This is a genomic window from Pseudorhizobium sp. NPDC055634 (assembly GCF_053618655.1).
In genome coordinates this window covers 44,235-68,076 of sequence record NZ_JBSHHW010000011.1, presented here as the reverse complement: position 1 = coordinate 68,076, position 23,842 = coordinate 44,235, and the positions used below count along the sequence as shown (strand labels likewise).

Annotated in this window: 23 protein-coding genes; 4 read left to right on the top strand and 19 right to left on the bottom strand. The window is 65.2% G+C overall.

Annotation, left to right across the window (positions count from 1 at the left end; genetic code table 11):
- Positions 1-38: 38 nt before the first annotated feature.
- From ACWGPT_RS17200 to ACWGPT_RS17160, 9 genes are all read right to left on the bottom strand, one after another.
- Positions 39-524: a F0F1 ATP synthase subunit B gene (locus ACWGPT_RS17200; RefSeq protein ID WP_452606852.1), complete on the bottom strand. Its 486-nt coding sequence runs from the start codon at positions 522-524 to the stop codon at positions 39-41.
- A 3-nt stretch (positions 525-527) separates the two neighbouring features.
- Positions 528-1,154 (bottom strand): F0F1 ATP synthase subunit B, encoded by a 627-nt coding sequence (locus ACWGPT_RS17195; protein WP_452606851.1) that lies wholly within the window; start codon positions 1,152-1,154, stop codon positions 528-530.
- Between the two features lie 82 nt (positions 1,155-1,236).
- Positions 1,237-1,464 carry a F0F1 ATP synthase subunit C gene (locus ACWGPT_RS17190; RefSeq protein WP_010026583.1) on the bottom strand — a complete coding sequence of 76 codons (228 nt, stop codon included), beginning with the start codon at positions 1,462-1,464 and terminating at the stop codon, positions 1,237-1,239.
- A gap of 69 nt (positions 1,465-1,533) precedes the next feature.
- Complete coding sequence (locus ACWGPT_RS17185) at positions 1,534-2,286, bottom strand: F0F1 ATP synthase subunit A (RefSeq protein ID WP_452606850.1); 753 nt, start codon at positions 2,284-2,286, stop codon at positions 1,534-1,536.
- Positions 2,287-2,340: 54 nt separating this feature from the next.
- Positions 2,341-2,694, bottom strand: coding sequence for an AtpZ/AtpI family protein (locus tag ACWGPT_RS17180; protein WP_452606849.1), 354 nt, complete (start codon positions 2,692-2,694; stop codon positions 2,341-2,343).
- Between the two features lie 265 nt (positions 2,695-2,959).
- Positions 2,960-4,105, bottom strand: coding sequence for a cell wall hydrolase (locus tag ACWGPT_RS17175; protein WP_452606848.1), 1,146 nt, complete (start codon positions 4,103-4,105; stop codon positions 2,960-2,962).
- Positions 4,106-4,245: 140 nt separating this feature from the next.
- Positions 4,246-6,147, bottom strand: a complete 1,902-nt coding sequence (locus ACWGPT_RS17170; protein ID WP_452606847.1) for a potassium transporter Kup — start codon at positions 6,145-6,147, stop codon at positions 4,246-4,248.
- 265 nt (positions 6,148-6,412) lie between these two features.
- Positions 6,413-7,585 (bottom strand): Mrp/NBP35 family ATP-binding protein, encoded by a 1,173-nt coding sequence (locus ACWGPT_RS17165; RefSeq protein ID WP_452606846.1) that lies wholly within the window; start codon positions 7,583-7,585, stop codon positions 6,413-6,415.
- A gap of 318 nt (positions 7,586-7,903) precedes the next feature.
- Positions 7,904-8,635: a helix-turn-helix transcriptional regulator gene (locus ACWGPT_RS17160; protein WP_452606845.1), complete on the bottom strand. Its 732-nt coding sequence runs from the start codon at positions 8,633-8,635 to the stop codon at positions 7,904-7,906.
- A 253-nt stretch (positions 8,636-8,888) separates the two neighbouring features.
- On the opposite strand from ACWGPT_RS17160, the gene ACWGPT_RS17155 reads away from it, so the two are divergent.
- Together ACWGPT_RS17155 and ACWGPT_RS17150 are read left to right on the top strand one after the other, a co-directional pair.
- On the top strand, positions 8,889-9,773 hold the full coding sequence (locus ACWGPT_RS17155; protein WP_452606844.1) for an SMP-30/gluconolactonase/LRE family protein: 885 nt from the start codon (positions 8,889-8,891) through the stop codon (positions 9,771-9,773).
- Between the two features lie 182 nt (positions 9,774-9,955).
- Positions 9,956-10,606 carry a PRC-barrel domain-containing protein gene (locus ACWGPT_RS17150; protein WP_452606843.1) on the top strand — a complete coding sequence of 217 codons (651 nt, stop codon included), beginning with the start codon at positions 9,956-9,958 and terminating at the stop codon, positions 10,604-10,606.
- 93 nt (positions 10,607-10,699) lie between these two features.
- On the opposite strand, the gene ACWGPT_RS17145 is transcribed toward ACWGPT_RS17150, so the two are convergent.
- On the bottom strand, positions 10,700-12,052 hold the full coding sequence (locus ACWGPT_RS17145; RefSeq protein WP_452606842.1) for a putative bifunctional diguanylate cyclase/phosphodiesterase: 1,353 nt from the start codon (positions 12,050-12,052) through the stop codon (positions 10,700-10,702).
- A gap of 222 nt (positions 12,053-12,274) precedes the next feature.
- On the opposite strand from ACWGPT_RS17145, the gene mutL reads away from it, so the two are divergent.
- A complete protein-coding gene (mutL, locus tag ACWGPT_RS17140) occupies positions 12,275-14,086 on the top strand; it encodes a DNA mismatch repair endonuclease MutL (protein WP_452606841.1) in 1,812 nt (603 codons plus the stop codon).
- 58 nt (positions 14,087-14,144) lie between these two features.
- A complete protein-coding gene (locus tag ACWGPT_RS17135) occupies positions 14,145-14,381 on the top strand; it encodes a DUF2093 domain-containing protein (RefSeq protein WP_452606840.1) in 237 nt (78 codons plus the stop codon).
- Here the strand turns inward: ACWGPT_RS17135 and lpxK are convergent.
- From lpxK to ACWGPT_RS17090, 9 genes are all read right to left on the bottom strand, one after another.
- Complete coding sequence (gene lpxK, locus ACWGPT_RS17130; protein WP_452606839.1) at positions 14,372-15,433, bottom strand: tetraacyldisaccharide 4'-kinase; 1,062 nt, start codon at positions 15,431-15,433, stop codon at positions 14,372-14,374. The two genes, ACWGPT_RS17135 and lpxK, sit on opposite strands and share 10 nt — an antisense overlap.
- Before the next feature lie 80 nt (positions 15,434-15,513).
- Complete coding sequence (locus ACWGPT_RS17125) at positions 15,514-16,230, bottom strand: HAD family hydrolase (RefSeq protein ID WP_452606838.1); 717 nt, start codon at positions 16,228-16,230, stop codon at positions 15,514-15,516.
- Positions 16,231-16,259: 29 nt separating this feature from the next.
- Positions 16,260-17,579 carry a lipid IV(A) 3-deoxy-D-manno-octulosonic acid transferase gene (gene waaA / locus ACWGPT_RS17120; protein WP_452606959.1) on the bottom strand — a complete coding sequence of 440 codons (1,320 nt, stop codon included), beginning with the start codon at positions 17,577-17,579 and terminating at the stop codon, positions 16,260-16,262.
- Between the two features lie 168 nt (positions 17,580-17,747).
- On the bottom strand, positions 17,748-17,987 hold the full coding sequence (locus ACWGPT_RS17115) for a DUF4170 domain-containing protein (RefSeq protein WP_452606837.1): 240 nt from the start codon (positions 17,985-17,987) through the stop codon (positions 17,748-17,750).
- A gap of 53 nt (positions 17,988-18,040) precedes the next feature.
- Positions 18,041-18,847, bottom strand: a complete 807-nt coding sequence (locus ACWGPT_RS17110; RefSeq protein ID WP_452606836.1) for a 3'(2'),5'-bisphosphate nucleotidase CysQ — start codon at positions 18,845-18,847, stop codon at positions 18,041-18,043.
- A gap of 4 nt (positions 18,848-18,851) precedes the next feature.
- Entirely contained in the window at positions 18,852-20,198 is a 1,347-nt protein-coding gene (locus ACWGPT_RS17105) for a TldD/PmbA family protein (RefSeq protein ID WP_452606835.1), read from the bottom strand.
- A 122-nt stretch (positions 20,199-20,320) separates the two neighbouring features.
- Positions 20,321-21,199: a patatin-like phospholipase family protein gene (locus ACWGPT_RS17100; RefSeq protein WP_452606834.1), complete on the bottom strand. Its 879-nt coding sequence runs from the start codon at positions 21,197-21,199 to the stop codon at positions 20,321-20,323.
- 8 nt (positions 21,200-21,207) lie between these two features.
- A complete protein-coding gene (rsmD, locus tag ACWGPT_RS17095; protein WP_452606833.1) occupies positions 21,208-21,768 on the bottom strand; it encodes a 16S rRNA (guanine(966)-N(2))-methyltransferase RsmD in 561 nt (186 codons plus the stop codon).
- A 6-nt stretch (positions 21,769-21,774) separates the two neighbouring features.
- Entirely contained in the window at positions 21,775-23,787 is a 2,013-nt protein-coding gene (locus tag ACWGPT_RS17090) for a pseudouridine synthase (RefSeq protein WP_452606832.1), read from the bottom strand.
- Positions 23,788-23,842: the final 55 nt, after the last annotated feature.

Here is a 23,842-nt window from a genome sequence, read left to right as displayed (position 1 = left end):
TTTTGATTCTATTCCGATTGTATCCGGGCTTTTGCCGCTCAGTTCAGGCGTGTCTGAACCTTGTCAACCGAATCCTTGAACAGGGCTTCCTGCGTGCCGGTATCGGCCTTCTTCGCGATCACCTTCTCTGCGGCGGCAACCGCGAGGTCGACTGCTGCGGAGCGAACAGCGGAGATCGCGTCGGCCTCGGCCTGCCTGATCTTCTGTTCCGACAGGGCATTGCGGCGTGCGACGAATTCCTCGGTCTTCTGGCGAGCTTCCTCGGTGAGCATGGCTGCCTCGCGTTCAGCGGCAGCAACGATCTGCGCTGCCTCCGCCTCGGCTTCCTTGCGCTTGCGCTGGTATTCGGCCAGCAGCTGCTGCGCTTCCTCGCGAAGGCGCTTGGCCTCCGCCAGTTCGCTGCGGATGTTTTCGGCGCGCTGGTCGAGCGACTTGGCGACCATGCCGGGCACCTTCAGGTAGGCCAGCAGGACGAAAAAGAGGATGAGGCCGACGAGGGCGAAGAAAGTGGCGTCCAAAGCCATGGATCAGGCCTCCTTCGGAGATGCCGCAACAACGGCGGACTTGATTTCCTCGGCATTGGCCTTGGCGCCGATCAGCTGATTGACGATGGCGGATGCCGTTTCTTCGGCGATGGCGCCGACCTGGGCGAAGGCCTGAGCCTTGATGTCGCCTATGCGGGCCTCGGCAGCCGAGAGCTTGTCGGCAAGCTCGGCCTCGATGGCGGCGCGGTCGCCGGCAGCCTTCGACTTGGCAGCCTCGCGGGCCGTCTCGCCGATCGTGTGCGCCTTGGCACGGGCCGCGGCCAGTTCGCGTTCATAGGTTTCGACGGCCGCATCGGCCTCCGACTTCAGCCTGGAGGCCTCGTCGAGGTCCTGGGCAATACGGTCGTGGCGCTGCTCGAGGATTCCTCCCAGGCGCGGCACGATGACCCTCTTCATCAGAAGGTAGAAGAGGCCGAAGGTGATGACCAGCCAGAGAAGCTGCGACGGGTAGGTCGATGCGTCGAAAGGCGGGAAAGGCCCCGTGGCGTGCGCGTCGTCGTGAGCGACACCGGTTTCCGTGTGCACTTCGCCCGCGGGCGCTGCGCCCGGTGCTTCATGCGTCTCTGTGGCTTCCGGCGCGGTCTGCGCAAGTGCCGAAGTCACGAACATCATCACCTCCAAGGGGATATCAAATGCGAAAGATCACGGCACGTCATTGGAGACGGCCGTGATCCCGTACCCGATGCCGAAATTAGACGGCGAACAGGAGAAGGAGAGCAACGAGCAGCGAGAAGATGCCCAGAGCTTCCGTAACGGCGAAGCCGAATACCAGACGGCCGAACTGGCTGTCAGCGGCGGACGGGTTGCGCAGGGCACCCGACAGGTAGTTGCCGAAGATGTTGCCGAGGCCGAGAGCCGTGCCGGCCATACCAAAGCAAGCGAGACCTGCGCCGATGAACTTTGCTGCTTCCGCTTCCATGAATGAACTCCTTCGAAATGGTTGTTGCGGCAGATGACTGGCGCCCGCGGGCGCCAATGTGGATATTCCTTAGTGCCCGCCCGGATGGACCGCGTCATTCAGGTACATGCAAGTCAGCACCGCGAATACGTAGGCCTGGAGGAAGGCGACGAGGAATTCGAGACCCGTCAATGCGACGGTCATGATGAGAGGCAGGATGGCGCCACCGATGCCGAGTGCGCCGAGCGCGCCCAGCGAGGCGACGAAGCCCGAGAAGACCTTCAGCGTGATGTGCCCTGCCAACATGTTGGCGAAGAGACGCACCGACAGCGAGATCGGACGGGAAAGGAAGGAGATGACCTCGATCGCGACGACGAGCGGCAGAAGCACGCCCGGAACGCCGCTCGGCACGAACACGCTCAGGAAGTGGAAGCCGTGCTTGTAGAAGCCGTAGACGAGAACCGTGCCGATCACCAGCAGCGCGAGCGCGAAGGTGACGACGATCTGGCTGGTCACGGTGAAGAAGTAGGGGAACATGCCCAGCATGTTCGCCGTCAGGACGAACATGAACAGCGTGAAGACCAGCGGGAAGAACTTCATTCCCGCGCTACCGGCGCCTTCGCGCAGCATGCCGGCAATGAACTCGTAGGACATTTCGGCGACGGATTGGGCCCGGCCCGGGATCAGCCCGCGTTGCGACGTGGCGAAATAGAGGAAGCCGGTTGCACACGCTACCGTCGCGACCATGAAGAGCGATGCATTGGTGAAGGAGAAGTCGATGCCGCCGATTTCGATCGGGACGATCTTGCTGATCTGAAACTGATGGGTCGGATCGTTGGCCACCGTCTACCTTCTTTCTTCCTACATTCGCCCAGACAATCGCCGCTCAGGCGCCCGTCAGGGCTTTCGCTTCTTATTCCGGCCACCAACAAGGGACGGCGGCGTTGCAACCATCCCCACGGCACGCAGGACATTCAGTATGCCGGCGCAGAAGCCGAGCAGGAGCAGGATGATCATGCCCCATGGCCCCGTACCGGCAAAACGGTCGAGAAGATAGCCGAGCATTGCACCCACCGCGATCGCGGCGATGAACTCCGAGGAGATCTTCAGGCCGAGAGCCATCCCACGACGGCTTTCCTCGCTCTGCGCATCCCTCTTTGCTTCCGCCGCTTCATCGGCATCCCGTTCCGCCAGGGCGGCGGAAAGGCGCCTGCGGCGCTGCTCCAGACTCTCGTCCCGATTGTCCGTCATTCGCGTCCTCCCTTGCCGTCTTCGCGTATCCCACGGTGCATCGACCGTCCGATCCGTATGCGAAACATGCTGACTGCTAGGGATTTCGCGCCTTCCGGCCCGTTTTCAAGTCGGGCGCAACATAGTTTTGAGCGCCTGCATAGTCAAGGCGTAGGGGCGATATGCGGCTCAGGCATTTTCCCTATAAATTCCACATATTTAGGAGCATTCCACTACTATCGGCGTAAACTTCCGACGGAATCACCGGCAGCGGCGCATGGCCGCATCAGCTCCAGCCGCCTCCGTAGGTGCGATAGAAGATGTGAAGGCCGATGCGCCCGACCTTCTTCATCGACCGGGCCCACTTGGGACGAACGTAGACCGCGTGGTAGTGGGTGGAGGATCCGACCTCCTTCAGCCAGATCTTGCCGGCGGTGACGGCCATCGCGACTTCCCGGGCCATTTTCCAGTGGTACTGGGAGCGGACACGGTCACGGATGTTGTCGCAGGCAAAGGAAAACTGGCAGCGGTTGCGCCAGTCTTCGTTCTGGTAGACGACGCCGCAGATCGTGCCCGGATAGGCCGGGTTGCGGACGCGGTTCAGGATCACCTGGGCCACCGCGGCCTGCCCGCGGGCTGATTCTCCGCGGGCCTCGAAATAGATGCCGGAGGCGAGGCACTGCTGCTCGCGGGCCGAAAAGGCTTCCGCCGGCAGCGGGGTTGCGGCCCATGCATGATCGTCGCTGCCGATCGGCGGGATGAACCGGCCGGCTTCGGGCTTCTTCAGGATGGCGTCGAAGGGCGATACGCGCGCGAAATCCGGCTCCGGCGGGGCGTAGGCGGTCGCCAGGACATCCGGCCTGTCATTGGTCACGAGATTGGCGATCATCGGGGAAACGCCGGTGTCGTGCTTCTGCTCCTTGCGGAAATAGAAGGAGGCCAGCTCGACTTCCCTGGCGGCCTTTCCGGCCTTGGTGAAGCCCGCAAGCTCCTGCCCGCCCTGCGGCGGCAGCGTCAGGGCGCTGTGGCGCTGCAGGACCGAGCCGGCGGTGAACGCCCTGGGAGGCTGCATCGGCTCGACGGCGACGATGCGGCCCTTCTTCGCCTTGCGGTTGACCCGGTCCTCGTCCGGCGTCACCTCGTCGCCGGCCGTACCGCGCGCGAACGCCACCTTCTCGCCATCGGGCAGCACGACGCCGGCATTGACCGGCATCAGCCTCTCCATCTCCGGGAAGGCGATTTCCGATGCGTGGATCGACCCGGCCGGAGATGCGGTGAGGACAACGCGCCACCTATGGCTTGCGTCAAGTCCCGAGAGGAGAGCGGAAAGGTCACCGTGGGCGGCCGCCGAGGGGAAGGCCAGCCAGGACGTCAGTCCGAAAAGGACAGGTGCAGTCCAGGCATTGAGGCGAATGCGGGACTTGCGACTCAAAACAAATCTCGAACGCAAAACGGAAGACTCCACGGGCAATAAGGGACCCGTGGAGAATTGATCATTAACCTTGATGGGCGGTTAACAGGCGCCCGCCATATCCCCGTATCGCCGGAGAATTTAGCGACTTCACATAAATGTCAGATGATCACCTGCGAGCCCAGTTCGACGACACGATTGACAGGCAGGCGGAAATAGTCCGACGGATCGGCGGCGGAGCTCGCGAGCGCGATGAACAGCCGGTCCTGCCACATGGGCATGCCCGACTCGGCCCCCGGGACGAGCTTGCGGCGGCCGAGGTAGAAGGAGGTCGCCATGATGTCGAACTTGACGCCGTTCTTGCGCAGATGCGCCAGCGCCTGCGAGACATTGTGGCTCTGCATGAAACCGAAGCGCAGCTCGACGAGCGTGAAGCGTTCCGACAGCCGGGTGATGCGGAAGCGCTCTTCCGCGGCGACGCGCGGCTGCTTCACCGTCTGCACGGTGAGGATCACGTTCTTCTCGTGAAGGACGTGGTTGTGCTTGATGTTGTGAAGGAGCGCCGCCGGCGCGGTCTGCGAATCGCTGGTCAGGAATATGGCGACGCCCGGGACTAAGACCGGTCCGTTCTTGCTCTTGCGCTCGATCATCGGGGCGAAGGTTTCCAGCGGCACATCGACCTTGCGGGTCTTTTCGAAGAGGATCGTGCTGCCTCTCCTCCATGTCCACATGATGATCGTGAAGCCCGCCGCAAGGAGCACAGGGACATAGCCGCCGTCTTGCAGCTTCAGGAGATTGGCGCCGAGGAAGACGAGCTCCAGCGCAAGCAGGGGCACGAGCAGTGCGTAGGCGGCCCATGGCGGCCATTTTCCGCGAAGCCGCACCAGCTCGAAGGCCATCATGGTGGTGACTACCATCGCGCCTGTCACCGAGATGCCGTAGGCGGTGGCGAGCGCCTCGGAACTGCCGAAGCTGATCACCAGGCCGATCACGCCGATGAAGAGCAGCGAGTTGACCGAGGGAAGGAAGATCTGCCCGGTATTGGTTTCGGAGGTGAAGAGTATCTGCATGCGCGGCAGGTACCTCAGGTGGATCGCCTGCCGGACGAGAGAAAACGCGCCGGTGATGACGGCCTGGCTGGCGATGATCGTCGCGGCGGTGGCTAGCAGCACCACGGGGAGCAGGAACCAACTGGGGAACATGAGGTAGAACGGGTCGGACATGGCCTGCGGATGGCTGAGGACGAGAGCCCCCTGCCCCAGGTAGTTGAGCGTCAGCGCCGGAAAGACCAGGGTGAACCACGCCCACTGGATCGGCCTGCGGCCGAAATGGCCGAGATCGGCATAGAGCGCCTCGGCGCCCGTCACGGTCAGGAAAACCGCCCCCAGCACCACGATACCGAGGAACCCTTCGCGGATCATGAACTCAGCCGCATAGAGCGGATTGAAGGCGGCGAGGATGCCGAAGTCGTCGGAGATGTGGACGATGCCGCCCGCGCCCATGACGATGAACCAGAGCGCGGTGATGGGGCCGAAGAACCGCGCGACATGCCCCGTTCCCTTCGACTGGATCGCAAACAGCGCGGCGAGGATGGCAACGGCGAGCGGCACGATGATCGGCTCGGTGGCCGGCGCCACCAGCTTCAGGCCTTCGACGGCCGAAAGGACGGAAAGTGCCGGCGTGATCATCGCATCGCCGAGAAAGAGGGCGGCGCCGATCAGCCCGAGCACCATCAGTCCCGCGCGGTGCTTGCTCGCACCCTTCGTAAGGAGGGCCAGTAGCGACAGCGTTCCACCCTCGCCATCATTGTCGGCACGCAGCAGGAAGAGCACGTATTTGAGGGTCACGACGATGGTCAGCGACCAGATTATCAGCGAGATCACCCCGATGACCTCGGTGCGCGTGACCCCGTCGCTGCCGAGCGGCTTCAGCGCTTCCCGGAAGGCGTAGAGGGGGCTGGTGCCGATGTCGCCGTAGACGACGCCGACGGAGCCGAGCGCGAGTGCGAACAGTTTCTGCCGGGAGGAAGCGGGAGAGGAATCGGTATCGGTTGCAATTGCCATAGCTGCGCCTGGCGCGTGCGCCAGCCTTTCTAGCAACGATGATGTAAGAGGTCTGATGCTTGCCGACGCACTGGATGGGGTCGGCCGGGCGCAAGGGCGATCAGGATACGCCCCTTCTGGCTCCATGGTTGGGCGAGTTTCTCCGCCTGAACGCCGAACCTCGTCCCGGGTTCCGCCTCGTCAGGCCCTCGACCTTAGCGGCAAGGGCATATAGTGAGCTCCGCCGCCGCTTCAAGCTGTGCGGCAGGCCTCGCGCGCCGAGACTTTAGTCGAAGACTATGGCCGGGGCCGGCCGCGTCGTCTGCCCCTGAAGCTGCGCCCAGGCGGCGGCGGCGATGTCCCGATAGATCTTCGCAGTCGCGCCCTCCGGATCGGCGATCATGACCGGGGTACCGGCATCCGACTTTTCGCGGATGTCGATCGTCAGGGGCACCTCGCCCAGGAAAGGCACGCCGATCCGCGCCGCCTCGTCGCGGGCGCCGCCGTGGCCGAAGATGTCGTAGCGCGCGCCGGTATCGGGGGCCACGAAGTAGCTCATGTTCTCGATGATGCCGAGGAGCGGCACCTCGACCTTGCGGAACATGGCGATCGCCTTGCGGGCATCGATCAGCGCCAGGTCCTGCGGGGTCGAAACGATCACGGCACCGGCGAGCGGCACCTGCTGCGCCATGGTGAGCTGCACGTCGCCGGTGCCGGGCGGCATGTCGACGACCAGAACGTCGAGTTCGCCCCAGGCGACTTCGCGCAGCATCTGCAGCAGCGCGGACTGGACCATCGGCCCGCGCCAGATCATTGCCGTTTCCTCATCGACGAGGAAGCCCATGGACATGGCCTTGAGGCCGTAATTCTCCATGGGGCGGATGATACGGTTCTCGATCTGCTGCGGCCGACCCGAAATCTTAAGGAGCCTCGGGACGGACGGCCCGTATATGTCGGCATCCAGGATGCCGACCTTCAACCCGATCGCCTGCAGGCCGAGGGCGAGGTTGACGGCGGTCGTGGATTTTCCCACCCCGCCCTTTCCGGAAGCGACCGCAATGATGGCACCCACGCCGGGCACGCCCGCCTTGGCCGGACGGGCCGGGGCGGCGGGGGCGTTGGCGTGAGAATGGGCATGGGCATGGGGTGCAGCGGCAGGCTGCGGACGAGCCGGAGGGGTAGCGGGGGCGGCAGGGGCAGCGCCGGCCTTTCGATCGGCCGTCAGGGTCACCAGCGCGCCCTTGACGCCCGGCACGGCCTTGACCGTTCGCTCCGCCGCAACCCGCAGAGGCTCAAGCTGCTCGGCGCGTTCGGCCGGCACCGTGATGGAGAAATACACCTTGCCGTCGGAGATGAAGACGTCGGAAGCCATCTTCAGCGAGACGATGTCGCTGTCGAGGTCCGGACCCCGAACCTTGGCCAGCGCCGCCAGAACCTGTTCCTTGGTCACGTCCGTCATCGGTCATACTCCTGTGGCGAACCGGTCGCGGGCGACGGTTCGGCAGCCTTTATAGGAGTTGGCCGGCGGATGCTGCAACATCGAATAACAATGCCGCCCGGGCCCGCCTGACGGCCACCCGGGCAGCATTGTTTCCCATCGCGTCTCTGTCGGACGCTTTCAGTCCCCTCTGGACCGACAATCTGGAATGCATGGACCGTGCCAGATCGCCGACGGCGGGCCTGACAGGGTTGCGAGATACTCTATAGATGTTCGGGAGATGTTTCCGGAGGCGGTCTGGTCACTTAATGGGCAGCGACCCGTCCCCGCCTTGAGCCTTCAGCAGATCAGGCCCAGCCGGAAGGCAGTGGCCACGGCCTGCGTGCGGTTGACGCTGTCCAGCTTCCTGGCTGCCCGGTTCAGGTAGTGGTTCACCGTATGCTCAGACAGCCCGAGGATTTCGGCGATCTCGGCGGAGGTTTTTCCGGCGGCCGTCCAGGTGATGCAGTCGAGTTCACGCTCGGTCAGCGTCTCGACGGTGCGGGTGGTCAGGGTGCGAATCTGCCCCAGCCGCTCGTAGACGTGGATGGCGAGATAGGTCAGTTCCATCATCTGCTGATGGGTGAAGGGGGCTCCGTCGCCGCACAAGGACAGCGTGCCGCGCATGCCGGTGCTGTCGTGAACGGGGAAATAGGCGCCGCGAACCATGCGGTAGGGCAGGAACAGGTCCGAGGATACGGTATTGCCGCGTTCCTTGTTCAAGGCCTCGACTTCAAACTGGGTCGGCAGCACGGTTTCGCGCAGCTGCCGGAAGATGGGGCTTGAGGCAAGGAGCCCCTGCCGGTCGAAGTGGGTGATGAGATCCGCCGGCCAGTTGGTGATGACCGTATGGCTCGACAGCGTCAGGGAGGTCGGCCCCGGCATATTGAGCACCATGAAGGCGCGGGCACCATAGGCCTCGGTAATCCGCTTCATGAACCGGAAGACGTCAAACTGCGTCTTCAGTCCCTTGATCTCCAGTGCCTGTTCTCCGGTCGAACCGTTATCGAAGCTCTTTTCCACAAGCGGCATAGGGCGATTTTCTCGATTTCCTAGCGTGGCACGAAGTAACTGGGCGGTTCCAGATGGAGCAGTTCGATGCTCCGGAGTGGGCCTGCCGGCTTACACGAACCGACAGTTGAATCTTGTCCTCACATAGGATGATTTAGACAGGTATGACGAAACCGCAGCAAACGCAATCGCCATTGTGAGACTAAGTCAGAACGGCATCGCGCCCCCTGCGGCGCTTCACCAGCCCTGCCCAACCCTTCTTCCGGAGTTCACCATGCACGATACGACGTCCGAGGCTTTTTTCCTGTCCGACACCGTCTGCGAGCTCGGAGAGGGGCCCAGTTTCGAAGCGGAGACGAATACGATCTGGTGGTTCGATATCCTGGGGAAAACGCTCCACGAGCGGGACATGGCGACCGGGGACGAGCGGCACCACCCATTGCCGTTCATGGCGAGCGTCGTGGCGCGCATCGATTCGCAACGGCAGATCCTGGCCACCGAACTGGGGCTCTACATTCGCGAGCGGCGGGACGGCTCGCTTTCCCCCTATTGCGAGCTGGAGCCGGGGAACACGGCAAACCGGTCCAATGACGGGCGGCTTCATCCGAGCGGCAGCCTCTGGATCGGGACGATGGGCAAGCGCGCCGAGGAAGGCGCCGGCGCGATCTATCACGTGGCGGGGAAGACCGTGACCCGGCTCTACGGCGGCATCAGCATTCCCAACGGCATCTGCTTCTCGCCGGACGGATCGACCGGCTATTTCGTGGATACGACCAAGAACCTGCTGATGCGGGTTACCCTCGATGCAGGGACGGGCCTGCCGACCGGGGAGCCCATGGTGCTTGCGGATACGAGCGACCAGGCCGGCGGAATGGATGGATCGGTCTGCGATCGCGAGGGCAATATCTGGAACGCGCGATGGGGCGCCGGGTCGGTCGATTGCTACGCGCCCGACGGAACCCTTCTCAAACGCCACCGAGTGCCGGCGAAACAGACGACCTGCCCGGTCTTCTTCGGGCCGGCCCGGGATCGGCTGGCGGTAACCTCCGCCTGGGAAGGATTGAGCACCGAACAACGCGAGCGGGACCCTCAGGCCGGTCGTCTCTTCGCCCTGGCGACCGGCGCCGTCGGCATTCCCGAGCCCGCATTCCGGGTCTGAAAACTCCTGGCTGCCCGGCCTTCCGGAAGCCCTTTTGAGGCGCGGCTGCGGAGGAATCGACCCCATAAATGGCAATTGCAGGGGAACTAAACCTGCCGCCGATCCATTGTCTGATCGAACCGGCGTGGCCGAAACACGGGCTGCGCGTTCAGCATCGATAACAATAGGAAGGTAGGTACGACATGAAGAAGACTCTCAGCACGATGGCCGCCGCAGCTGTCCTGATGGCCTCTACTGCACTCGCACCGGCCATGGCCCAGACGACCGATCCGGCTTCGCCGGCATCCCCGGCTGCTCCGGCAGATCCGGCCATGAAGCCGATGACCGGCAGTGATGCCGCACCCGTCGGGTCGCCGGACAGTGCAGCCGCACCGACCGCCGATACTTCCGGTGACGTTGCCGCTGCTCCCGGTGCTTACCTGACCGAGCAGTCGGAAACCCAGATCAGCGCAAACGACTATATCGGCAAGCCGGTCTACAATTCGGCGGACGAGAGCGTTGGCGACATCAATGACCTGATCCTCGAGAAGGATGGCGGCATCGTTGCAGCCGTGATCGGCGTCGGTGGCTTCCTCGGCATCGGCGAGAAGGACGTCGCGGTTCCGATGGAAAACATCACCATGACGACCGACGTCGAAAACAACAACGAAGTTCGCCTGACGACCACGGAAACCGCTGAATCACTCGGTGCAGCACCGGAGTTCCAGACCCTTGACGACCAGCAGGCTGCTGCCGACTCCGCGGTGACCGATACGACCACCACCTCTTCCACGGGCGAGCCGAAGCCGCTGCCCGGCGATGCGACTAACCCGCCGACGGCTGCAGACAACTAAGCCCGGAGCGTGTGACGCATTGAGGCATCAAGAAGGGGCGGCACCGCGGTGCCGCCTTTTTTCGTCGGCGATCCGATCCAACGGATGTGAGAATCACCGCCGCGCAACGGCCAGGTGCCGTTCCTGCTCCTGCAGGTAGCGCTGGGTCGCGGCACTATCGGCGGGCCTGCCGTAGTAATAGCCCTGCCCCATTCCGCAGCCAAGAGTCCTCAGCTTCTCCGCGTCGGCCTGCTCCTCTATACCCTCCGCCACGACCTGCAGGTCCAGCCCGTCGCACATGGCGATGATCGCCTTGACGATGTGCTCCGACGTACGGTCGGTGGTGATCTGCGAGACGAAGGCCCGGTCGATCTTCACCTTGTCGAAGGTGAACTCGCGAAGACGGCCCAGGCTGGACTGTCCCGTTCCGAAGTCGTCGAGGGAGATCTTCACGCCCGCCGCCCGGAGATCGGTGATGATCCGGTGGGCGGTTTCGGCCGACGTCATCATAGCGGTCTCGGTGATCTCCAGTTCGAGCCGGGCGGGATGAAGGCCGACCCGATTGAGGATGGAGAGAACGACATCGGTCGTGCCGGGGTCCATGAGCTGCACGGATGAAAGGTTGAACGACAGGAAGAGGTCGCGCGGCCACGAGAGCGCCGCCTCCGCCGCCTTCCTCAACAGGGTTTCGGAAAGGGCGTCGATGAAGCCGCGTTCCTCGGCGAGCGGCACGAAGACGGCCGGCGAGACGAAGCCGAGGTCGGCGTCTATCCAGCGCGCGAGCGCCTCGAAGCCGAGGACCGCACCATCCTCCAGCCGGACGATCGGCTGGAAATGCACGTCGACCGCATCGGCGATGACGGCCGTGCGCAGTGCCTGTTCCAGCTGCGTCGCACGCTTCATCTCGAGCGCGATCTCCTGGGAATAGACGGTGATCTGCCCCCTGCCCCGGCGCTTCGAGCGATAGAGCGCGGTCTCGGCGCTTTTCAGCAGGTCCTCGAACTCTTCGCCCGCGAAGGGGTAGATGGCGAAGCCGAAGGAGGCCGAAAGGCGCACGTTCCGGTCACCGAGGTCGTAGGGTGCCGACAGGACGTCCCTGATCATCTGCCCGATCCGCTCCGCGCCGGTTCTCTCGAAGACCAGCGGCAGGACGAAGGCAAACTCGTCGCCTTCGTGACGGGTGACGGTGGCGCCTTCCGGAATGCAGGCCTTCAGCCGATGGGCCACCTGGCAGAGGATCTCGTCGCCGGCATTGACGCCGAATAGGTCGTTGATCGGCTTGAAACCGTCGAGGTTTGCGATGCAGATGGTGAAGGGGGCCGGATCCTGGGCGCGTTCGGCGGCCAGCAGGCGGACCTTGTCGCGCAACCGGTACCGATTGCCGAGGCCCGTAAGCGGATCGCTGTATGCCATTGCCTGCAGTTCATTCTGGCTGGCCTGCGGCAACAGCTTCCCGGCCGACGTCATGGCAAAACCCGACACTCTGTACACATTCGGTCACGATGCGTCAGAAACCTTAACAAACCTGCATTGCCGGGTGGCAGGTTGGAGCATGTCGATCCACCCGCTCTGGCGCCGAGGTCGCCGATGCTCTATGTGCTCAGCCAGCACCGGCGCGGGTCCTTCCCGCATGCCACCCGAGGGGAATTGGGACTTCTCAACCGCCTCCGAATCCGGAATTATGGCGACATGCCCGTCAAACAGCTTCCCGAAACCCTGATCAACCAAATCGCTGCGGGCGAAGTCATCGAGCGCCCTGCAAGCGCCGCGAAGGAACTGATCGAAAACGCGATCGACGCCGGCGCCACCCGCATCGAGATCGCCACCGCGGCCGGCGGCAAGAGCCTCTTGCGCATCACCGACAACGGATGCGGCATGGACGCGACGGATCTCGACCTCGCGGTCAGGCGCCACTGTACCTCGAAGATCAGCGACACGCTCGACGACATCCGCACGCTCGGGTTTCGCGGCGAAGCGCTTCCTTCCATCGGATCGGTCGCCAAGCTCACCATCACCAGCCGCCGGCAGGGCGATCCGGAAGGCGCGCAGGTCACGGTGGCGGGAGGCCGGATGTCGCCGGTGCGACCGGCAGCGGCCAATACAGGCACCGTCGTCGAGGTGCGCGACCTGTTCTTTGCGACGCCCGCCCGGCTCAAGTTCCTGAAATCCGAACGCGCCGAGGCGGCTGCGATCACCGAGATGGTGAAGCGCATGGCGATCGCGTTTCCGTCGATCCGCTTCGTGCTCTCCGGCTCGGATCGCTCGACGCTGGAACTGGCGGCGACTGGCGGCGACCCGCTCGGCCGCATCGCGCAGATCCTGGGCGCCGAATTCCGCGACAATTCGATCGAGATCGACGCCGAGCGCGAGGAGGTTTCGTTGAGGGGTTATGCCGGCCTGCCGACGTTCAATCGCGGCAATTCCGGACATCAGTACGCCTTCGTCAACGGCCGCCCGGTCCAGGACAAGCTGATCCTTTCGGCCATCCGCGGCGCCTATGCGGAAACGGTACCGGCCGGGCGTTATCCGGTCGCGGTCCTTTCCATCCAGCTCGATCCGGCCTTCGTCGACGTCAACGTTCATCCGGCGAAGGCCGATGTCCGCTTTCGCGACCCCGGCCTCGTCCGCGGCCTGATCGTCGGGGCCATCCGCGAGGCCCTCGCCCGCGAGGGGAGCCGCGCATCGACCACCGGGGGCCACGGGCTCATGCGCGCGTTCAGGACCGGCATGGAGCAGCCGGCCGCACCGTGGCAGGCGGCCCAGTCTCCTTCCCGCCCCCTCGACTTCGTCAGCGGGTTTTCGCAGGGGCCACAGGTGGCGTTCGAAAGCCTTACCGTCCCGTCGGGGCGAACCGAGACATTCGACCCGCCGGCGGGACGGTGGCCGGCGGAGGATACGCCCTCACCCGTGCACCCGGCCAACCATCGTCTCGGTGCTGCCCGGGCGCAGCTTCACGAGAACTATATCGTCTCCCAGACGGACGACGGCCTCGTCATCGTCGACCAGCACGCCGCCCACGAGCGGCTTGTCTTCGAAGCCATGCGCAAGGCCATCGACGCGGGACGCCTCGCCTCCCAGGCGCTGCTGATCCCGGAGATCGTCGACCTGCCCGAGGAGGAATGCGACCGGCTGATGGCGCATGCAACCGAACTCGACAGCTTCGGCCTCGCCATCGAGCGGTTCGGCCCGGGCGCGGTCGCGGTGCGGGAGACACCCGCGATGCTGGGAGAGATCGACGCAGCCCTCCTCGTGCGCGACCTCGCAGACGAGATCGCCGAGTGGAATACGGCCGAGGGACTGAGGGGCAAGCTCGAGAGCGTGGCCGCCACCATGGCCTGCCACGGCTCGGTCCGGTCGGGGCGAAGGCTCAGGCCGGAAGAGATGAACGCCCTTCTGAGGCAGATGGAAGCGACACCGGGGTCGGGCCAATGCAACCATGGCCGCCCGACCTATATAGAGCTCAAGCTATCCGACATCGAACGGCTGTTCGGGCGCAGTTGAGACTGGCGCTCGCCCGATCGGCGCGATAGAGCAGGATGATGTTCCCCAGGAGACCAAGATGAACCGGTTCGAAGGAAGCGGCAGCCGGGAGGCGAAAATTCGCTACCTGGACGGCGACTACCAGATCGTCGCGTCCGGCGCCTACGTCGTCTGCGCCATCACGGGCGCGCACATTCCCCTCGACGAACTGCGCTACTGGAGCGTGGCCCGCCAGGAGGCCTATGTGGATGCGGCAGCATCCCTGGAGGCCGACAAGCGCGCCGGCGCCCTGCCGATCCAGGCCCGTCAGGCCTGACGAGCCAGGCGGCCCGACGGCTGGCCTTCCTGCAATCGTCGACGCTGGTAATTGGCGACGGCAAGGTCGATGATCTTGCCGGGAGCATTCGGATCGTCGAAGGTCATGTCCACCTCCACGATCCGTGCCCTCTCCAGAAGTTTCCCGGCAGCGCCCTGTAAACCCACGAGCCTTGCCGCATCCTTTGCCGTCGTGACCGGAAGCAGTCCCTGCCGGTCTGCCTCCAGTAACAGGTCCGCCAGTTCGTCATCGCCGAAATAGTGGTGGTCGGGGAAGGACCGCTTGACGACGATGCGCGCCTGCAGGCCCTCCAGGGTGCGGTAGAACTTCTCCGGATCGGCAATCCCTGCAAAGGCAAGAACCTGCCGGTCCTTCAGGTCCGGCGCCGGCCGTGCCCTGAGCGCCGCAACATAGACCGGCTTGCCGGCCCGCGCGGCCAGGCGGACGAGTTGGTCGGCTGCGTCGCCATTGCCGACCTTCAGGATGGCCGAGAGGTGACGCATCTGCTCCGCGAGCGGGGCGCGCACCGGGCCGCCGGGAACCAGGTGCCCGTTGCCGATGCCGCGCACGCTGTCGATGACGATGAGTGCGAAATCGAGTGCCAGCCGGGCGCTCTGGAAACCGTCGTCCATGATGATGAGGTCGACCCCTTCGGCGATCAGCCTGCGGGCGCCATCGAGCCGGCGGCGCGAGATGACGGTGGTCGCGGCCCGGGCGAGCAGAAGCGCTTCGTCCCCTACTGCCGCTGCCCTGTGATGCTCGACGTCTACGAGCGTCGTGACGTCCAGCGACCCGCCATAGCCGCGGCTGAGGAAGCCCGGTGTATAGCCCTTCTCCCGGGCGGCGAGCGCCAGGGCGAGCGCGGTCGGCGTCTTTCCGGCGCCGCCGACGGTGAAATTGCCGACGCACAGAACCGGTGCCGGCACGCCCTCGCGGCTTGCCCTGGCCATCCGGCTGCCGGCGACCCTGCCATAGACATAGGAGAGCGGGGCGAGCGCCCAAGCGCGCCAATCCGCCTTGGTCCACCAGAAAGGCGGCGCTTCCGATACCATACGCAAAACTCCCAAGATGCCAGTCGATCAGAGGCACAGAAACGGGAATGGCGGCAAAAAGGCAAGCCCGGGCTGCGGCGCTAGGCCTGCAGGAGGCCCGTCAGCGCGGTGATATCGTCGATGGTGATGTCCGCCATCGGCGAAAGCGTCTCCCGTGTGCCGGTTCCCGTCAGCACGCCGACCTTCAGGCCGGCGCCGGCGGCATGGCCCATGTGAAGGTCGTGCAGGTTGTCGCCGACCATCGCCACCTGGCGCGGCTCAAGACCGGTCGTCGCGCAGAAGCCGAGCAGCATGCCGGGCTCCGGCTTGCTTCCGAAGCCGCTGTCATAGCCGGCGACGAAGTCGACGCAGCCTTCGATCCCGAACCGTGCGATCGTGTGGCGGATGGACGCCTCGTTATCACTGGAGGCGACGCCGATCTTGAGGCCACGCGCCTTCAGCCTCCCGAACAGAAGCCGAAGGTCCGTCACGGGGACGGCGTAGTCCACGGCCCGCAGGAACAGGTCGTCGAGAAGAACCGTCAGTTCCGCAGCATCGACCGGAGAACCGGCGGCTGCAAAACCAAGCGCAATCTCCGCGGCATTGCCTGCCGCAAGCAGGCTGTCGGCACGGGTATGTCCGGATACGGGGTCCATGCCGGCAGCCAGCAGAAGCCTCGGCTCGAGGTCCGGATCGCCGGCTGACGCGATGCGGGCCGCCTCCCGGTTCACCGGGCCCCAGCTCTCGTCATAGCGGATCAGCGTACCGTCCTTGTCGAACAGGATACCGGCAATGCCGGGAAAGCTGGCACGGGTCATCGGGCGGTCATCGGGCGGTCATCGGGCGGTCATCGGGCCGTCGCCGCCTTCGGCTGCAGCCTTGCGCTGACGGTCAGCGGATTGATGTAGGGTTCGAGCGCCTTGACCGTGATCGACAGCGCGCCGCGCATGTCGTTGATCGTGTCCTGGCCGGCGTCGATCATCTTGCGGCGGGCGACATCGTTGGAAAGCAGGTAGTGGACGGCCTTGGCCAGCATCTCGACGTCGCGCACCAGCCGGGCACCGCCCTTGCGCACGAGATTGGCATAGGCATCCCTGAAATTCTGGACGTGACTTCCCGACAGGACCGCACAGCCGAGCATGGCGGGTTCGAGCGGGTTCTGCCCGCCCTCTCCTATCAGCGACCGGCCGACGAAGGCGAGTTCGGTGAGGCGGAGATAAAGTCCCATCTCGCCCATGGAATCGCCGAGGAATATGTCGGTTTCGGGGGTCAGCGGATCGTTGCGGGAGCGCCTTGCGACGACGAGGCCCTGGGCCTTGAGCATTTCCTCGATCTCGTCGGACCGCTCGGGATGACGCGGGACGATGATCGTCAGCTGCCCGTTTCGCGGCTTGAGCGCCCTGTGAATGCCGGCCGCGGCCCTTTCCTCGCCCGCGAAGGTCGAGATCGCGGCCCATGTCTTGCGTTCGCCGATTTCGCTCCGATAGCGCTGGAGCGCCGCCGGATCGCAAGGGGGCGGGTCGGTATCACCCTTCAGGTTGCCGGAGACGAGGACCGGCCATGCGCCCAGATCCCTGAACCGTTCGGCATCGAGGTCCGACTGCGCGACGACGAGCGACATCCTCCCGAAAAGGGCTTCCGCGATCGTGTCGTGGCGCTGCCAGCGCTCGTAGGACCGGTCGGAGATGCGCGCATTCACGGTTATCTGCGGGATCTTGCGCCGGTGGAGTTCGAGGAGCGTCGTCGGCCAGATCTCCGATTCCGCCGTGATGCAGGCATCGGGCCGCCAGTGGGAGAGGAAGCGCTTGACCGAGAACTTCAGGTCCAGCGGCACATACTGGTGGATGACCTGGTCTCCCAGCCGGTTCCTGACCAGTTCCGCGGAGGTGACGGTGCCGGTGGTCAGGAGCACGTGGATGTCGCGACGCCCGAGTTCGCGCAGCAGCGGGATGAGCGCAAGCGTCTCGCCGACGCTCGCCGAATGGGCCCAGACGAGCGGCCCCTGGGGACGCGGCCGGCTGGCATGGCCAAGCCGCTCCGAGCGGCGCGCACGGTCTTCCTTGCCTTTCCAGCTTCTGTAGGCAAGGAAGGGGCTGGCGAACGGATATGCGAGAATGCCGGCCACGCGGTAGCCCGAAAGCGCCAGACGCGCCAGAGCCTTGCTTATCACGCCCGTCCCTGATCGCCGCTCGTGTCCGCTGATGGTGAAAAGTCCTCCGTTAGGCCGGCACTGGTCTAGTCGGTTAGAAATACGTCAAAATGGCGCCGGCAATCATGGAGCAGAAGCGCTGACGCATCCAGCCGCCGCGACCGGATATCCCCTGCTTTGAGCCTGTCAGCCCTTGGCTTCCGGTTCGAGGAGCTTGTGCATGTGGACGATAAAATAACGCATCTGGGCGTTGTCGACGGTCTGCTGCGCCTTCGAGCGCCATGCCGCGAGAGCACTGGCATAGTCGGGAAAGATACCGACGATATCGAGATTGTTCAGGTCCTTGAACTGCACGCCCTCGAGGCTGGACAGTTCGCCGCCAAATACCAGGTGCAGGAGTTGTTTCTTCTCGGTAGCTTCGGTCATCGTCAGTTCCTTCGGTTCGTCTCCCCGCGATCTTTCCGGCGCGGGGAAAAGCGTCAATCCGCCCGTTCGTCTGGCATGAACCTGGACAGTTTGTCCAGAGCCGGGCCAGCCCCGGCATAGAGCATTCCGTGCTTCACGCTCTGGCGGTTGTAGACAAGCGGGTGGCCGGTCGCATCGAGCAACCGGCCGCCGGCACGCTCGAGAATGAGATCCGCTGCCGCGAGATCCCAGTCATGGGAATTCTTCCTGACGATCGTGCCGTCGATCCGGCCATCGGCGGTCAGCGCCAGCCGGTAGGCAAGCGAGGGGATGTGCCGCACCCGGCGGATCGCCTGGGTCTGTGATGCCGGAAGGGCCCTGAGCAGTTCCTCCGAGATGGCCAGCGTGAGGGGAAGTTCGGGATCCGGGCGGGATACGGATATCGCCTCGCCGTTGCGGAGCGCCGGGCTATCCAGGCTGGCGCAGAACTCCTCGTTCAGCGCCGGGGCGACCAGGACGCCGGCGACGGGCCGCCCCCCGTGGACGACCGCGACGGAGACGCACCAGGTCCGCTCGCCGGCAATGAAGGCCCGGGTACCGTCGATGGGATCGACGACGAAAAGCGTCTCATGCGAAAGCCGCGCATTGTCGTCATCGGTCTCTTCCGACAGCCAGCCGTAGTCCGGCCGAGCGGCGGTCAGGAGCTTTTCAAGGCGCTCGTTGGCGGCGAAATCCGCCGCGCTGACGGGGGAACGTCCCTCGTTCTTCCACCAGACCTCCGGAGAACGTCCGAAGAAGGAATGTGCAACCTCACCCGCCTCGACGGCTGCCTTGCGGATGAGGTCGAGATCGGCTTGCCAGTCGTGCTCTCCGGTGGTCATCGGATCAACGTCCTGCCAGCGTCATGCCCTCGATCGCGATGGTGGGCGACGCGACGCCGAATTTCCGGTCGATATCGCTGGCCGGCGTCAGGCGCATGAACATGTCCTTCAGGTTGGACGCGATGGTGACCTCCGAGACGGGATAGGCGAGTTCACCGTTCTCGATCCAGAACCCGCTTGCGCCGCGGCTGTACTCGCCGGTGATCATGTTGACGCCCTGGCCGATCAGTTCCGTCACGTAGAAGCCGTTGCCGATGCCGCGGATCAGGTCCTCGGGCGCGATATCACCGGGCTCGAGCGCGAGGTTCGTGGAGGCCGGCGTGACGGAGTTGCCGCCCCGAACGCCGCGTCCGTTGGTCGGAAGCCCGAGCTCGCGGCCCGTCGACGTCGACAGGAACCAGTGCTTCAGCACCCCGTCCTCGATCATCACCAGCCGCTCGCCGGAGACACCCTCGCCGTCGAAAGGCCGCGAGGAGGAACCCCGGACGACCAGCGGGTCGTCGGTGATGTTGAGGCCGGACTTCAGCACCTGCTGGCCCATGCGGTCACGCAGGAAGCTCGTCTTGCGCGCGACCGCGGCACCGTTGATCGCTCCGGCGATATGGCCGACGAAACCGCGGGCGATCCGGGGATCGAAGACCACGGTGACGTTGCTGCCCGTCTCCACCTGGCGCGGGTTCAGTCGCTTGACGGCCCGCGCGCCCGCGCGCCGGCCGATCGTTGCGGCATCGTCCAGGTCGGCGAAGTAGAGCCGGCTGTCGAAGTCGTAGTCGCGCTCCATCTTCGTGCCTTCGCCGGCGATGACGCTCAGCGAGCGGCCGAACCGGCTGGCTATGTAGCTGCCGGAAAAGCCGTGCGAGGTGACGAGGACAAGCCCTCCCATGCCGGCGGAGGCGCCGGCGCCGGCGGAATTGGAGACGCCGGGGACATCGAGGGCAGCCTGCTCCGCCTCAAGCGCGGCCTCGCGCAGGTGCTCCGTCGGCACTTCGGTCGGGTCGAACAGCTGCAGGTCGGGATAATTTCTCGCCAGGTCCTTCTCGTCGGCGAGGCAGGCGTAGGGATCTTCCGGCGAGACGCGGGCCATGGCAACCGCGCGCTCGGCAAGGACCTTCATGTCGAAGCCCGGGTTGGCGGAGACGCTTGCAACGCGACCGCCGACGAAGACGCGCAGCGCGAAATCGTCGCTCTCCGAGGACTCCGTGCCCTCCACCTTGCCGAGCCGGACGCTGACCGAACGGGAGCGGGAGCGAACGACCACGGCATCCGCCTGGTCGGCGCCGGCCGCCCTGGCGAGATCGATCAGCTGGCTGGCGCGGGAGAGAAGATCCTGGGAGTTGATTGCGGAGGTCATCGTGTACCTTTCGTTGCGGCACCATTTATTGTGGGACCGGGGAGGCATCAAGGCTCAAGCGGCGATTCTCGCGGTCCGGCATGTCGGAACGGCGGCCTCGCATGGGCGGTGCGAACCCTCTGCTAGGCCCCGGCGGCCAGATGGATGGCGTCGATCGCGCGCTTCAGGTCGTCCTTCACCGGCGCGGTGTGGTCGAAGATGTCCTTTGCCTTGAGGAAGTCCAGAACCCGCACGTGATTGACCGGCGGCCGCAGGAAGACATGCGGCGGCTGCAGCCTCAGCTGGAACGATATGGTCGACTGCATCATCAACTGGTTGGCGCCGAAGACGCTGTCCATGCGGCTCGGAGGCGACAGGCCGTCGCCTTCCGGGGCGCCGACGACATCCACGCCGATGACCACGTCCGCCAGGTCCATCAGGTGGTCGTAAGGCACCGGATTGAAGATCCCGCCATCGACCATGATACGACCGTTCACCGTGACCGGCATGAAAATGCCGGGGATCGCCGCCGAAGCAGCAAGTGCGGGGTGGAGCGGACCTTCTTCAAGCACGACTTCGGAGCGACCGTAATAGTCCGTCGCGATCACCTTCAGCGGGATGCCGAGACTTTCGAAATCAGACGGAATGGCGTCCGGCAGGAGAGCTTTCAGAACGTGCTCGATATTGAACTGGCCGAAGCGGAAACCGCCGTCGCTGCCACGCATGGACGAGGGACCGAGGGACCAGAGCCGGTTGGCGAGCGTTGCAGGATTGCCGACCGTCTCGAGCGTATAGGCGCGGATTTCGGCGCCCTTCATTCCGGCGGCCATTCCGGCCCCCATGATGGCGCCCATGGAGGAGCCGGCGATCGCGACCGGGCGTATCCCCAGTTCGTCGAGCGTATCGATCACGTGAGCATGGGCAAGCCCGCGCGCGCCGCCGGCGCCGAAGGCCACCGCGAAGGTCAGGTCTCGCCCGTCCTTCTCGACCCTGGCATTCGCAAGAGCGAGCTTGGTGTTCATCGCTCGACTCAGCCGGGCTCGTAGCGGAAGAAATGCATGCGTGTGTCGCCGAACAGGCGCTGTTCGAGCGGCCGGAAGACGGGATCGACGGCGGGCGCAACATCGGCGCGTTCTTCAAGAACCGCAAGCGCGCCCGGGGCAAGCCATCCGCCGGAATGCGCGGCGAGCATCGCCGCTTCGCCGAGGCCGCGGCCATAGGGCGGATCGGCGAAAAGCAGCTGGAACGGCTCGATCGTGCCGATCGGGCCGAGCTTCGTCGCGTCCCGTCGCAGGATGCGCGCCCGTCCATGCAGGGCGAGATGGTCGATGTTCTCCCAGAGCAGGCCCCGCCCCTCGACGCTGTTTTCGACGAAGAGGGCGTGCCGGCAGCCCCGGGACAGCGCCTCGAGGCCGATCGCGCCGGTGCCGGCGAAAAGATCGATCACCCGCGTCTGCTGCAAGGCCTCCGGATAGACGTGGCCGATGATGTTGAACAGGCTTTCGCGGGTCCGGTCGATGGTCGGCCGGATGTCGTTGGATTTCGGCGCGGCCAGGGTCCGGCCGCGAAATTCACCCCCGACGATGCGCATCGGTCGCTATCCTCGTGTCCGCGGCTTGCCACCGGCCGGACGCCCACCCGGCCTGCCAGCACCGCCGCCAGGCTTGCCGCGCCCGCCCGCCGGTTTTCCGCCGCCCGGCTTGCCACCGCCCGGCTTTCCACCAAAGGATTTTCCGCCACCCGGCTTGCCACCAAAGGACTTTCCACCGCCGGGCTTGCCACCAAAGGACTTTCCACCGCCGGGCTTGCCGTCGCTCGGCCTGCCCGCGAAGGAGCGGTCACCCGCCGGTCTGTCGCGTTGAGGGCGGTCGCCGCGAGGATGATCTCCATGGGGACGATCGCCACGGGGACGGTCGCCACGGGCCTGGTCACCGTCTGCGCGCGGGCCGCGGGGCCTGTCGCCGAACGGCCGGTCGCCCCGGGGACGGTCGCCACGGGGACGATCGCTCCTTGCGTCATCCGAAAATGCCCGGCCGCGTGGGCGATCGCCTTCCTCGCGTGGCTTGCGATCACCACGGGGCTTGTCGGAGAACGAACGCTCCCCTCTCGGCCGGCCGGAGAATTCGCGTTCGCCACGGGAAAACTCGCCGCGCCTGGGACGATCACCTGTGGGACGATCGCCTGTGGGACGGTTGCCTGTGGGACGGTTGCGCCTTCCATCATCGCCCCTGTCGTCGCGAGCGGGTGTCTCGGCACGGATCCAGTCGCTGTCCTCGGCCGCGCGGTTCACGACGACGCGGCGGTCTTCCGGTGCCTTCGGCTTGTCGAACAGCTTTTCCGCCTCGGCCCGGGCGGAGCTTCTCTTTCCCTTGGCGTCGGTGGTGGGACGTGCGCCGGGCGCCATCCATACATTGGCCGTGCGCGACGTCCCCATGGGCGGCCGCTTCTTCGGTTTTTCGCCCGAGCCTCGATCGTCGCGCGGGCCGCTGCCCGATCCCGATCGTGCGCCGCGGTCCTCGCGCCTGCCATCCTGCCGGCTGGCCGGGTGCTCGCGCGACCATCCGCCGGTGCGCGGCTTGTCTTCGCGGGCGGCCGGGCGCGTGGTCGCGGCCTCGGGCTCCTCGCCGGCCGTCTCCTTGTAGATCGGCGCATCGAAATTGGCCTTGGCTTCCTCGATCAGGCGAGGACCCAGCTGGTCGCGCAGCATGCGGCCGCGCACCTCGACCACCTGCCCTTCGGGCAGATCGCCCAGCTGGAAGGGACCATAGGAAATCCGGATAAGCCGATTGACCTCGAGGCCCAGCGCGCCGAGGACGTTCTTGACCTCGCGGTTCTTGCCCTCGCGCAGTCCGACGGTGATCCAGACATTGTGGCCCTGCTGGCGGTCGAGCGTGGCGTCGATCGCACCGTAGAGAACACCATCGACGGCGATGCCTTCCTTCAGCTTGTCGAGAGCGGCCTGATCGACCTCGCCATGGGCGCGCACGCGATAGCGGCGCAGCCAACCGGTGGTCGGAAGTTCGAGAACGCGCGAAAGACCGCCGTCATTGGTGAGAAGCAGGAGGCCCTCGGTATTGATATCGAGGCGACCGATCGACAGGACCCGCGGCAGGTCCTCCGGCAGGTTCTCGAAGACCGTCGGGCGACCTTCGGGATCGGAATTTGTCGTCACCAGGCCGGCAGGCTTGTGATAGAGCCACAGCCGCGTGCGTTCGATGCCGCGGATCGGCTCGCCATCGACCTCGATGCGATCCTCCAGGGTGACATTGACGACCGGCGTTTCGAGGACCACGCCGTTCAGTCGCACCCGGCCTTCCATGATCATGCGCTCGATGTCGCGGCGGGAAGCGACGCCAACCCGAGCGAGAATCTTGGAGATTCGTTCCGGCTTGGAGACGGCTGCATCCACCTGAGCCGCCGCGACCCTGGCGGGGGGCCTTGCCGCAGGCTTCTCGTCGCCGCGGGGCGCCTTGGGCTCGCGCGGGTTCAGGCCGGCCTTGGCGGAGAAGGCGGGCTTGCCGGGCGCCTTGCCACGGGCCTCTGATCCGGGTTTCGTGGCGCGCTGGAAGGGCTTTGCTCCGCCGCGCTTTGGCTTGTCTTTGGGTGTCATTTGTTGTTTGCCTGAAGCGATGAAGTCGACGGAAGCTTCCGGACGTTCATGCGGG

Coding starts and splice junctions, on each gene's coding strand:
- ACWGPT_RS17200 (WP_452606852.1), bottom strand. CDS start 524: ATGGCTTTGGACGCCACTTTCTTCGCCCTCGTCGGCCTCATCCTCTTT.
- ACWGPT_RS17195 (WP_452606851.1), bottom strand. CDS start 1,154: ATGTTCGTGACTTCGGCACTTGCGCAGACCGCGCCGGAAGCCACAGAG.
- ACWGPT_RS17190 (WP_010026583.1), bottom strand. CDS start 1,464: ATGGAAGCGGAAGCAGCAAAGTTCATCGGCGCAGGTCTCGCTTGCTTT.
- ACWGPT_RS17180 (WP_452606849.1), bottom strand. CDS start 2,694: ATGACGGACAATCGGGACGAGAGTCTGGAGCAGCGCCGCAGGCGCCTT.
- ACWGPT_RS17170 (WP_452606847.1), bottom strand. CDS start 6,147: ATGGCAATTGCAACCGATACCGATTCCTCTCCCGCTTCCTCCCGGCAG.
- ACWGPT_RS17165 (WP_452606846.1), bottom strand. CDS start 7,585: ATGACGGACGTGACCAAGGAACAGGTTCTGGCGGCGCTGGCCAAGGTT.
- ACWGPT_RS17160 (WP_452606845.1), bottom strand. CDS start 8,635: ATGCCGCTTGTGGAAAAGAGCTTCGATAACGGTTCGACCGGAGAACAG.
- ACWGPT_RS17155 (WP_452606844.1), top strand. CDS start 8,889: ATGCACGATACGACGTCCGAGGCTTTTTTCCTGTCCGACACCGTCTGC.
- ACWGPT_RS17150 (WP_452606843.1), top strand. CDS start 9,956: ATGAAGAAGACTCTCAGCACGATGGCCGCCGCAGCTGTCCTGATGGCC.
- ACWGPT_RS17145 (WP_452606842.1), bottom strand. CDS start 12,052: ATGACGTCGGCCGGGAAGCTGTTGCCGCAGGCCAGCCAGAATGAACTG.
- mutL (WP_452606841.1), top strand. CDS start 12,275: ATGCCCGTCAAACAGCTTCCCGAAACCCTGATCAACCAAATCGCTGCG.
- ACWGPT_RS17135 (WP_452606840.1), top strand. CDS start 14,145: ATGAACCGGTTCGAAGGAAGCGGCAGCCGGGAGGCGAAAATTCGCTAC.
- lpxK (WP_452606839.1), bottom strand. CDS start 15,433: ATGGTATCGGAAGCGCCGCCTTTCTGGTGGACCAAGGCGGATTGGCGC.
- ACWGPT_RS17125 (WP_452606838.1), bottom strand. CDS start 16,230: ATGACCCGTGCCAGCTTTCCCGGCATTGCCGGTATCCTGTTCGACAAG.
- ACWGPT_RS17115 (WP_452606837.1), bottom strand. CDS start 17,987: ATGACCGAAGCTACCGAGAAGAAACAACTCCTGCACCTGGTATTTGGC.
- ACWGPT_RS17110 (WP_452606836.1), bottom strand. CDS start 18,847: ATGACCACCGGAGAGCACGACTGGCAAGCCGATCTCGACCTCATCCGC.
- ACWGPT_RS17105 (WP_452606835.1), bottom strand. CDS start 20,198: ATGACCTCCGCAATCAACTCCCAGGATCTTCTCTCCCGCGCCAGCCAG.
- ACWGPT_RS17100 (WP_452606834.1), bottom strand. CDS start 21,199: ATGAACACCAAGCTCGCTCTTGCGAATGCCAGGGTCGAGAAGGACGGG.
- rsmD (WP_452606833.1), bottom strand. CDS start 21,768: ATGCGCATCGTCGGGGGTGAATTTCGCGGCCGGACCCTGGCCGCGCCG.
- ACWGPT_RS17090 (WP_452606832.1), bottom strand. CDS start 23,787: ATGACACCCAAAGACAAGCCAAAGCGCGGCGGAGCAAAGCCCTTCCAG.